A 10,124-nucleotide genomic window follows, 5' to 3' on the forward strand; every position below is an offset into this window, starting at 1 on the left:
CTGGTCAAGTGGGAGTAATCTGAGCTCTAAACGCGTTCAGGGAAAAATCGAACATGCAAAAGATAGCGGTCCTCGGGCTTGGTAAGGTCGGCACGCTTGCAAGCGAGCTGTTACATGAGAGCGGCTTTTCGGTAACCGGCTTTGATGCCCAGGCCGGTGCAAATCTGCCCTTTGAGACACGGACGATCGATGTCAGTGATGCTGCGGCATTGACGGCTGCGCTGACGGGGTTCGACGCGGTCCTTTCCTGCCTGCCGTATTTTCTCAATATCGGTGTTGCCAATGTCGCTCATGAGCTCGGTCTTCATTATTTCGATCTGACTGAAGATGTGCCGACGACCAAGGCAATCATGGAGCTGGCGAAAACGTCCAAGGGACTGATGGCACCGCAATGCGGCCTGGCTCCGGGCTTCGTCGGCATCGTCGGGGCCAGCCTGATCGAGGAGCTCGACAATTGCCGCTCCTGCCGCATGCGTGTCGGTGCCCTGCCGCAGAACCCGACCGGTCTGATGGGGTATTCGTTCAACTGGTCACCCGAAGGCGTGGTGAACGAATATCTCAATGACTGCGAAGTTCTTGAAGACGGAGAAATCAAATGGGTTTCGCCGATGGAATGGATCGAAAAGATCGTCATCGGCGGCATTGAACTGGAAGCGTTCACGACGTCCGGCGGACTTGGCACCATGTGTGACACCTACAAGGATCGGGTGCCGAACATGGACTACAAGACCATGCGTTATCCCGGTCACGTGCAACTGATGAACTTTTTCTTCCACGAGCTCTTGATGCGCGACCGCCGCAAGGAAGCAGGCGAGATTCTTGTCAATGCAAAGCCTCCGGTGAGTGATGACATCGTCTACATTCACGTGGCTGCTGAAGGTGAGTTGAACGGACGAACCCAGCGCAAGGAATTCGTTCGCGGCCTGAAGCCGATTGAAATCGCCGGCAAGGAACGGACCGCCATTGCCTGGACGACTGCGTCGTCAGTTGTTGCCGTGATTGAAATGGTCAGAGAAGGCACACTTCCGGCCCAGGGCTTCCTGAAGCAGGAAGATGTGTCTCTCGAGGCGTTTTTGAAGACCAGAAACGGTGCACGCTATAATGGCTGAGATCGTTCGATTTCAGCGAGCCGATCGTATCAGCGGCATTGCTCTTTCTGAGATCGTACAAATCTCTGAACGAGCGAGAATGCTGCGTGGCGAAGGCCATGATGTGACAGCACTCAGCACCGGGGAACCGGATTTTCCGACCCCGGAGCACGTGATCGCCGCGGCGCATGAAGCAGCATCCAGAGGCGAGACCAAATATCCGCCAACCGCCGGAACGGTCACCTTAAGAGATGCAATCGCCGAACGTGCCGGTGTCGAACGGGAGAGCGTGGTCGTGTCGACCGGAGCCAAGCAGGTTCTGGCGAACGCGATGCTGGCCACGCTCAACCCAGGGGACGAGGTCATCATCCCGACGCCGTACTGGACTTCCTATTCCGATATCGTCGCGATGGCCGGGGGCAAGGTGGTTACCGTTCCCTGCTCCATGGCTGAAGGGTTCAAACTCACGGCGGACAAGTTGGCGGCTGCAATCACGCCACGGACCCGCTGGATCATGCTCAACTCACCCTCTAACCCTTCGGGTGCGATTTACTCGGCCGGAGAAATTGAAGCCCTGGCGGAAGTGCTGCAGCAGTATCCCCATGTCTGGGTCCTGTCCGATGAAATTTACGAGCATCTGAGCTACCAGCCTTTCGTCAGTTTTGCAGCGGCAGCTCCCGCGCTCAGAGACCGCTTGCTGATCGTCAACGGAGTGTCCAAGGCCTGGGCGATGACAGGCTGGCGCATCGGGTGGGGAATAGGGCCGGCGGAATTGATCAAGGCCATGATTGTGGTTCAGGGGCAGGTGACTTCAGGCGCCTGTTCGATCTCGCAGGCCGCGGCTCTTGCTGCTCTTGAGGGCGAGGAAAGTCTTCTCGGCGACCGCCGGAATGAGTTCGAAGCCCGGCGTAACCTGATCGTTGATCGGCTGAACGCTGTCCCGGGGATCGAGTGTCCCATTCCCGATGGGGCTTTTTATGTCTTTCCCAACATCGAAGGACTGATCGAGACCGGGAGGTTTTCGAGCGATGCTGAAGTTTGCGACTGGTTCCTGAACGAAGCGCATGTCGCGATCGTTCCGGGTCGTGCATTTGGCCTGCCCGGGCACGCCCGGATCTCGTTCGCCTATGCCAGATCCGACCTGGAAAAGGGATTGGACAGGATCGAGGCTGCCGTCGCCAAGCTGACAGAAATTGAAGAAACAGACCGGTGAGCGAACACCGATTGTGACAGGAGATGAAGATGGAACATGCACAGGTATTGAGTGCGCTCGGTTTCAGCAGTGAAGAATTGTCCGGTGGAACGCTGGAAGTGCGCTCACCGATTGACGGAGCGGAAGTCGCCAGGATCAAGGAAACACCCGCCAGCGAAATCGGTCCGGTGATTGCCAGATCCAAAGACGCATTCAAGGCGTGGCGTAGCGTTCCGGCTCCGCGCCGCGGTGAACTGGTTCGCCTGCTCGGTGAAGAACTGCGCGCAGCCAAGGATGAGCTGGGTGCTCTGGTTACTCTGGAAGCCGGCAAGATCACATCCGAAGGGCTGGGTGAAGTCCAGGAGATGATCGACATCTGCGACTTTGCCGTCGGTCTGTCCCGTCAGCTCTATGGTCTGACAATCGCCTCGGAACGGCCAGGTCACAAAATGTCGGAAAGCTGGCATCCGATGGGGCCATGTGGTGTCATCACCGCCTTCAATTTTCCGGTTGCGGTCTGGTCCTGGAACGCGGCGTTGGCGCTTGTGTGCGGCAATCCGGTCATCTGGAAGCCGTCCGAAAAGACCCCGCTGACCGCGCTTGCGTGCAAGAAGATCTTTGAAAAGGCCATTGCGCGTTTTGGAGATGATGCACCGGCGAACCTGATGCAGGTCGTTATCGGTGGCGCGGATATCGGTGAGGCACTGGTGACGTCCCGCGACGTTCCGATCCTTTCCGCAACCGGGTCGACCCGGATGGGCGGGGTCGTCGGGCCAAAGGTTGCAGCACGCTGGGGCCGTCCGATCCTGGAGCTTGGCGGCAACAACGCCATGATCGTGGCGCCGTCTGCCGATCTGGAGATGGCCGTCCGCGCCATCGTATTTTCCGCTGTGGGCACAGCAGGTCAGCGCTGCACATCCTTGCGCCGCCTGATCGTGCACAAATCCATCAAGGACGATCTCGTTGCCAAGCTGGCAAAAGCCTATGGCAGCCTGCCGATCGGCGATCCGCGCAAGGAGGGAACGCTGATCGGACCGTTGATTGATGCTGCCTCTCTGGACGCTATGCAGTCTGCCATCGCCAAGGCGAAGGCTGAGGGCGGCAAGGTTCATGGCGGCGAGCCGGTGAGCGAAGGCGTGCCGGGTGGGGCATATGCCGGACCGGCGCTCGTCGAAATGCCTGGGCAGACGGAAACGGTCAAAACCGAAACCTTCGCGCCCATTCTCTATGTCATGGCATATGAAGACCTTGAAGAAGCCATCGGCCTGCAGAACGATGTTCCGCAGGGCCTGTCTTCCTGCATATTCACGCTGAACATGCGTGAAGCGGAAACCTTCCTCTCGGCAACCGGATCCGACTGCGGTATTGCCAACGTCAATATTGGTCCATCCGGTGCTGAAATCGGTGGTGCATTCGGCGGTGAGAAGGAGACCGGCGGCGGGCGCGAATCGGGTTCTGATGCGTGGAAAGGCTATATGCGCCGACAGACCTCTACCGTGAACTACTCGGCCGAATTGCCGCTTGCCCAAGGCGTCAAGTTCGATATCTGAGTTTCAGGGCCCGCCTTCTGGCGGGCCTTTTCGCTCGTCATGTGAAGATTGTGATTCCAGTGCCGTATACCCGGTGCCCTTGCGGTCGGGCTGTCTTTCCGACGCGATTTTTCCCGGTTGATTAATTCGTCGGCAAATGAGCGAAACACTGCTGAAATTTTCCCATTTGTTCAAAAAATTTCGATTTTACGGCCCTGCTCAACTTGTGAGCACGCAAAATCTGTGGTCATCTTTCATTGTAAAAAATACTTCCAGGGGTTTTCAGATGTTCACTTCAAGACCGTTTTCACGGGCCCGGAGGGCCATGCTTTCGGCTGCTCTGGCCGTCACAGTTGCCGCCGGTGTTTCACTTCCTTCAGCTGAGGCTGCCGACCCGATCAAGGTAGCGGCCATCTATACCGTTCCTGTGGAGCAGCAGTGGGTCAGCCGGATCGACAAGGCTCTGAAAGCCGCCCAGGATCGCGGCGAAATCACCTACACATTCTCCGAAAACGTGGCCAATACCGACTACGAGCGCGTCATGCGCGAATATGCCGAGCAGGGCATGGATCTGGTCGTCGGAGAAGCATTTGCCGTTGAGCGGGCGGCGCGCAAGGTTGCCGCCGAATATCCGGACACCGCATTCCTGATGGGTTCCTCCTTCGGCCCGGCGCAGCCCAACTTTGCGGTTTTCGATAACTGGATCCACGAGCCGAGCTACCTGTCCGGCATGATTGCCGGTGCGACCACCAAATCCAACGTGATCGGCATGGTTGGCGGCTACGCCATTCCGGAAGTGAACCGGCTGATGAATGCCTTCATGGAAGGGGCGACTTCCGTAAACCCGGATGTCAAGTTCCTCGTGACCTTCATCAACTCCTGGTACGACCCGCCCAAGGCCAAGGAAGCTGCCTATGCGATGATCGATAATGGCGCGGACATTCTCTACGCTGAGCGTTTCGGTGTTTCCGATGCGGCGAAGGACAAGGGCATTCTGGCCATCGGCAACGTCATCGACACGGCGGGTGACTATCCGGGAACCATCCTGTCTTCCGCACTCTGGCACATGGAACCGACCATCGACCGCGCAGTCGATGCAGTGGCTGCCGACAATTTCGAGCCTGCGGATTACGGCCCCTACAGCTTCATGGCTTATGGCGGTGGCAGCTTCGTTGTTGACGAAGGTCTGGCCTCGGCAGATGCCGTGAGCGCTGCCAAGGAAAAGGAACAGGAGATCATGGACGGTCTCTTCCGGGTCAACGTCAACGACAGCGAACCGAAGTCGACGATGTAATCTGGCATTGCAGTCAACGGCCGGCGGCTGAAAGGCCGCCGGACCTCTTTAGCCGTGGTGTGCGACGCCGCGGCCGGTCAAATTTGCTTCAAACGATTTCCGGAGGTCGGTATGGCGCTTCCGCCAGGCGACGCCCCGCTCGTTCTCAAGCTGGATGGCATCACCAAACGTTTTGGTGCGCTGACAGCAAATGGTGATGTGACCCTCGAGTTGAGGCGGGGTGAAATCCTTGCGCTTCTGGGTGAGAACGGCGCTGGCAAAACCACGCTGATGAATATTCTGTTCGGTCACTATGTGGCCGATGAGGGCAAAGTACTTGTTGCGCGGGAAGGACAAGGTTTGTCGGACCTTGAACCCGGTTCTCCGCACGCGGCCCTGGAAGCCGGTATCGGCATGGTTCATCAGCACTTCACACTGGCGGAAAACCTGAGTGCGCTCGACAATATCCTTCTGGGTACCGAGCCCTTGTCCGCACTAAAGTCGGCGAGAGCACCTGCGCGCGCGAAACTGACCGACCTGATGGAGCGTTCCGGTCTGACGGTAAACCTGGACACGAGGGTCTCCCAGCTTTCGGTGGGAGAGAAACAGCGGATCGAGATCCTGAAAGCTCTGTACCGGGATGCGCGAGTGCTGGTTCTTGACGAGCCCACTGCGGTTCTCACACCTCAGGAATCCGAGACGCTGTTTGCCACGCTGAAGAAACTTTCAGCGGAAGGGCTCGGCATCATCTTTATTTCGCACAAGCTGGCAGAGGTTATCGCGTCCTCCCATCGCGTCGCCGTGCTGCGAGGCGGCCGCAAGGTTGCCGATCTGCCGACGGAAGGGTGTGATCAACGGCAGCTTGCGGAACTGATGGTCGGGCATGAGATTACCGAAACAGTGCGGGAGCCGGGACAGGCCGGTGAGCACTTGTTTGTCATGAGTGGCATATCGGCCGGACAGGGCCGGGAAGCGCTGCATGACATCTACCTTGATCTGAAATTCGGCGAAATTCTGGGAATTGCCGGCGTTTCCGGCAACGGGCAAGCGATGCTTGCCCGGGTGATTTCAGGCCTCGAAACACCGGCCAAGGGCACGATGACGTTAGAAAATGTCAACCTGGATCATGCCAGTGCACGCACAATGATCGATATCGGTCTGGCCCGCATTCCCGAAGACCGGCACCACGATGGCATTGTCGGAGCCATGAGTGTTTCTGAAAACCTTGCCATTGAAACCATTCGCAAGCCTGAGAACCAGCGCTACGGTCTGCTCAGATTTGCCGCCATGCGCGAACGTGCAAGACGGTTGATCAAGGCCTACGACATTCGTTGTCAGAGTGAGGACAGCCCGGCGCGGTTGCTGTCGGGCGGCAACATCCAGAAAATCGTTCTTGCCCGCACTCTGGAAACCGAACCCAAGGTGGTTCTGGCGGCGCAGCCGTCCAGAGGGCTGGATGTCGGTGCGACGTCAGATGTTCACAAGCGCCTGCTTGCCGCCCGCGCCCGTGGCGCCGGGGTCATCCTGATTTCGGAAGACCTTGACGAGTTGATGCGGTTGTCCGACCGGATCGCCGTGATCCACCGTGGTCACCTGTCAGGTGCGGAGCCGACGGAAACACTCGATCGCGGGACGCTCGGTCTTCGCATGGCCGGGCACTCTGGAAAGGACGCTGCATGATCCGCTTTGAACCGAGAGGCCCGGTCGCCGTTTCCAGAATGGTTGCCGTGCCGATTATCGCGGCTGTCGCCGCACTGATCCTTGCGGCGATCCCGATGCTGTTTGCGGGTCTTTCCATCTTCGAAGCTTATGGTCTCATGGCCAAGGGCGCCTTCGGGTCGATGTTTGCCTTTACCGAAATGCTGACGCGGGCAACGCCGTTGATCCTGACCGGTCTTGCGGCCGCTGTCGCCTTCCGAGCCAAGCTCTGGAACATCGGGGCGGAGGGGCAGCTTTACGCCGGTGCGCTGGCAGCTGTCGCCGTTGGCACGGGTTTCCTGTCCGGTCCGTCCTACATTCTCATCCCTGCTGTGGTCCTGGCAGGCGCGCTTGCCGGTGGGCTTGTCATGCTCGGGCCGACACTTCTGAAGACCAAACTTGGCGTCGATGAAGTCGTCACGACGCTGCTTCTGAATTTCATCATCCTGCTGTTTGTTCAAATGATGCTGGAAGGACCGATGAAGGACCCGATGGGCATGGGCTGGCCGCAGTCAGAGCCAATCCTTGACGAAGCGGCCTTGCCCAAGTTGATGGCGCGCATGCGCATTCATTGGGGACTTATCGTGGCGCTCGTCGCCTCACTGGGCGTCTACTTCCTGTTGAAACGAACAGTCTGGGGCTTTGAGATCCGCGCTGTCGGGGAAAATGCCGCCGCCGCCCGCCATGCCGGTATTCCGGTCACCGCAACCTTCATTCGCGTGGGACTTCTTTCCGGCGCGCTTGCCGGACTGGCAGGTGTTGGCGAGGTTGCCGGATTGAAAGGATATCTCACCGCGGATCTGTCTCCCGGTTTCGGATATTCGGGCATCGTGGTTGCCATGCTGGCCGGATTGTCGCCGATCGGTGTTGTCTTCGCAGCGCTGTTCATCGCGAGTATTTTTGTCGGCGCGGATTCCATGTCGCGTGCAACCGGCGTTTCCAACTACCTGGCAGACCTGATCGTTGCCATGGCGCTGTTATGCGTTCTGGTTTCGGGCCTGTTTCTCAGGTTCAAGATCCGCTTTGTCGGCGCCGCCAGCACGAAGGAGGCAGCAGAATGAGTGATATTCTGGAGATCCTGATATCGGCGAACTTCTGGGCAGCTTCCTTGAGGATTGCGACGCCGCTCATCTTCGGTGTCATCGGTGCCCTTGTCTGTGAGCGGGCAGGGGTTCTGAACCTTGGTATTGAGGGCATCTTTACCGCTGGCGCCATGGCGGGCTGGATGGCGGTCTGGCTAGGAGCGGGCCTTTGGGGTGGCGTTCTGGTGGCGGCTCTTGCGGGGGCGTTCTTCGGCCTGATCCATGCCATCCTGACCGTGCCGCTGGGGCTCTCGCAGCATGTGTCCGGGGTCGGGGTGACGCTGTTTGCGACATCGCTCAGTTATTTCATCTATCGCACGGCGCTGCCGGATGTTTCGTCGCCGCCGCGTATCGATGAATTCGAGCCCTTGAACATTCCGGTATTGTCGGATCTGCCGTTTATCGGACCAGCCCTTTTCCAGCAGACCTCGCTGACCTTTCTGGCCTTGCTGCTGGTCGTCGTGACGGCCTATGTGCTTTATCGCACGCCGCTTGGTCTTGCCATTCAGGCTGTTGGTGACAACCCTTCGGCGGTGGAGTCGCAGGGGCTCTCCGTTTACGGCCTTCGGATCGGCGTTGTTGTCGTCGGCTCGGCAATCATGGCGCTGGGTGGAGCGTTTCTGACGATGTCAGCCTTTGACGCCTTCTTCTTCGGCATGGTCAATGGCCGCGGCTGGATCTGTATCGCCCTGACGGTCTTTGCCTCCTGGCGACCGGGCAAGGCGTTGCTGGGAGCTCTGTTGTTCGGAGCGTTCGATGCCTTTCAGGTTCGCCTGCAGACCGAAGTCGGCACGTTCATTCCGGGGCAGGTGTTCCTGATGATGCCCTACCTGTTGTCCATTGCGGCGCTGATAATCGTTGCGCGCAAGGCGGATTATCCGCGCGCGTTGCTCGTTCCCTATTTCCGTGGTCAACGCTGACAGGATTGCCCCATGAGTTTTGATCTTCTCGTCAAGAATGCAAACCTTCCCGATGGCCGCACCGGTGTCGACATCGCCTGCAGGGGTGGCCTTGTCGAAGCTGTGGAGCCGGCAATAGAGGCAGATGCAGGCAATGTGCTGGACGCGGGTGGCAAGCTGGTGTCACCGCCATTCGTCGACAGTCATTTCCACATGGATGCGACGCTTTCTCTTGGTCTGCCGCGCATGAACCAGAGCGGAACCTTGCTGGAAGGCATTGCGCTTTGGGGTGAGCTCAAGGAAATTCTCACAGTCGATGCTGTCGTCGAGCGTGCACTGAAGTACTGCGATCTTGCGGTCTCTCAAGGCCTTCTTGCGATCCGCAGCCATGTCGATGTTTGCGATGATCGGATGACGGGGGTTGAAGGGCTTCTGGAGGTTCGTGAAAAGGTCAAACCCTATATCGATCTTCAGCTGGTCGCCTTTCCGCAAGACGGCCTCTATCGCTCGCCGACCGCGGAACAGAACCTTTTGAAGGCGCTGGATATGGGGGTCGATATCGTCGGCGGTATTCCGCATTTCGAGCGGACGATGGAGGACGGTGCCAGATCCGTTCAGCGTCTGTGCGAGATTGCTGCAGATCGCGGTCTGATGGTTGATATGCATTGCGATGAAACCGATGACCCGATGTCACGGCACATCGAAACCTTGGGCTATGAGACCCAGCGTCTCGGTCTGCAGGGCCGGGTCGCGGGATCGCATCTGACTTCCATGCATTCGATGGATAACTATTATGTTTCCAAACTTCTGCCTCTCATGGCGGAGGCTGAGGTACATGCGATCGCCAATCCGCTGATCAACATCACGCTCCAGGGCAGGCACGACACCTATCCCAAAAGGCGCGGCCAGACGCGTGTTCCGGAACTGCGTTCCTACGGCATCAATGTCGCCTTCGGCCATGATTGCGTAATGGACCCCTGGTATTCCATGGGATCCGGAGACATGCTGGAGGTTGCCAGCATGGGTCTTCACGTTGCACAGATGACCAGCCGGGAAGCAATCCGATATTGCTATGAATGCGTTACCACCCATCCGGCAAAAGCTCTGGGCCTGGAAGGATATGGTGTTGAAAAAGGCTGCAAGGCAGACTTCGTCCTGCTCCAGGCGCGCGACACGATCGAGGCAATCCGGCTCAAGGCGACGCGGCTTGCTGTTGTAAAGGGTGGCAATGTCATCGCGACAACTCAACCCCGTCAGACGCAGCTTGCGCTTGAAGGCCGCCCCGACAGTATAGATCCTGCGGACTATGCCCCGAATGAAGGGTGAGCCTAATCCGAGTTTGAGGAACTTCTAGCACCGTTGT

General features: G+C 58.3%; 8 protein-coding genes. All 8 read left to right on the forward strand.

Going from position 1 to position 10,124, the window contains the following annotated elements; genetic code table 11:
- Window positions 1–53 precede the first annotated feature (53 nt).
- The 8 genes from ABLO27_RS22555 (at window position 54) to ABLO27_RS22590 (ending at window position 10,087) form a co-directional block, all read left to right on the forward strand.
- Window positions 54–1,109 carry a saccharopine dehydrogenase family protein gene (locus tag ABLO27_RS22555; protein ID WP_353035947.1) on the forward strand — a complete coding sequence of 352 codons (1,056 nt, stop codon included), beginning with the start codon at window positions 54–56 and terminating at the stop codon, window positions 1,107–1,109.
- Entirely contained in the window at window positions 1,102–2,301 is a 1,200-nt protein-coding gene (locus ABLO27_RS22560; protein WP_353035949.1) for a pyridoxal phosphate-dependent aminotransferase, read from the forward strand. Before ABLO27_RS22555 ends, ABLO27_RS22560 begins: the two co-directional genes overlap by 8 nt.
- Window positions 2,302–2,330: 29 nt before the next feature.
- A complete protein-coding gene (locus tag ABLO27_RS22565; RefSeq protein ID WP_353035950.1) occupies window positions 2,331–3,830 on the forward strand; it encodes an L-piperidine-6-carboxylate dehydrogenase in 1,500 nt (499 codons plus the stop codon).
- A gap of 304 nt (window positions 3,831–4,134) precedes the next feature.
- Window positions 4,135–5,103: a BMP family protein gene (locus tag ABLO27_RS22570; RefSeq protein WP_352941329.1), complete on the forward strand. Its 969-nt coding sequence runs from the start codon at window positions 4,135–4,137 to the stop codon at window positions 5,101–5,103.
- 111 nt (window positions 5,104–5,214) lie between these two features.
- Window positions 5,215–6,762 carry an ABC transporter ATP-binding protein gene (locus tag ABLO27_RS22575; RefSeq protein ID WP_353035952.1) on the forward strand — a complete coding sequence of 516 codons (1,548 nt, stop codon included), beginning with the start codon at window positions 5,215–5,217 and terminating at the stop codon, window positions 6,760–6,762.
- The gene (locus ABLO27_RS22580) at window positions 6,759–7,841 is read left to right on the forward strand and encodes an ABC transporter permease (protein ID WP_353035954.1); all 1,083 of its coding nucleotides are present in this window, start codon (window positions 6,759–6,761) and stop codon (window positions 7,839–7,841) included. The genes ABLO27_RS22575 and ABLO27_RS22580 overlap by 4 nt, the downstream gene beginning before the upstream one ends.
- Window positions 7,838–8,782: an ABC transporter permease gene (locus ABLO27_RS22585; protein WP_353035956.1), complete on the forward strand. Its 945-nt coding sequence runs from the start codon at window positions 7,838–7,840 to the stop codon at window positions 8,780–8,782. Before ABLO27_RS22580 ends, ABLO27_RS22585 begins: the two co-directional genes overlap by 4 nt.
- Before the next feature lie 12 nt (window positions 8,783–8,794).
- The gene (locus ABLO27_RS22590; RefSeq protein ID WP_353035957.1) at window positions 8,795–10,087 is read left to right on the forward strand and encodes an amidohydrolase family protein; all 1,293 of its coding nucleotides are present in this window, start codon (window positions 8,795–8,797) and stop codon (window positions 10,085–10,087) included.
- Window positions 10,088–10,124 lie beyond the last annotated feature (37 nt).

Source organism: Roseibium sp. SCP15 (assembly GCF_040329435.1).
GTDB lineage: Bacteria > Pseudomonadota > Alphaproteobacteria > Rhizobiales > Stappiaceae > Roseibium.

What these genes read in the sequence shown, in the direction of transcription:
- ABLO27_RS22555 (WP_353035947.1), top strand. Translation starts at nt 54, where the DNA reads ATGCAAAAGATAGCGGTCCTCGGGCTTGGTAAGGTCGGCACGCTTGCA.
- ABLO27_RS22560 (WP_353035949.1), top strand. Translation starts at nt 1,102, where the DNA reads ATGGCTGAGATCGTTCGATTTCAGCGAGCCGATCGTATCAGCGGCATT.
- ABLO27_RS22565 (WP_353035950.1), top strand. Translation starts at nt 2,331, where the DNA reads ATGGAACATGCACAGGTATTGAGTGCGCTCGGTTTCAGCAGTGAAGAA.
- ABLO27_RS22570 (WP_352941329.1), top strand. Translation starts at nt 4,135, where the DNA reads ATGCTTTCGGCTGCTCTGGCCGTCACAGTTGCCGCCGGTGTTTCACTT.
- ABLO27_RS22575 (WP_353035952.1), top strand. Translation starts at nt 5,215, where the DNA reads ATGGCGCTTCCGCCAGGCGACGCCCCGCTCGTTCTCAAGCTGGATGGC.
- ABLO27_RS22580 (WP_353035954.1), top strand. Translation starts at nt 6,759, where the DNA reads ATGATCCGCTTTGAACCGAGAGGCCCGGTCGCCGTTTCCAGAATGGTT.
- ABLO27_RS22585 (WP_353035956.1), top strand. Translation starts at nt 7,838, where the DNA reads ATGAGTGATATTCTGGAGATCCTGATATCGGCGAACTTCTGGGCAGCT.
- ABLO27_RS22590 (WP_353035957.1), top strand. Translation starts at nt 8,795, where the DNA reads ATGAGTTTTGATCTTCTCGTCAAGAATGCAAACCTTCCCGATGGCCGC.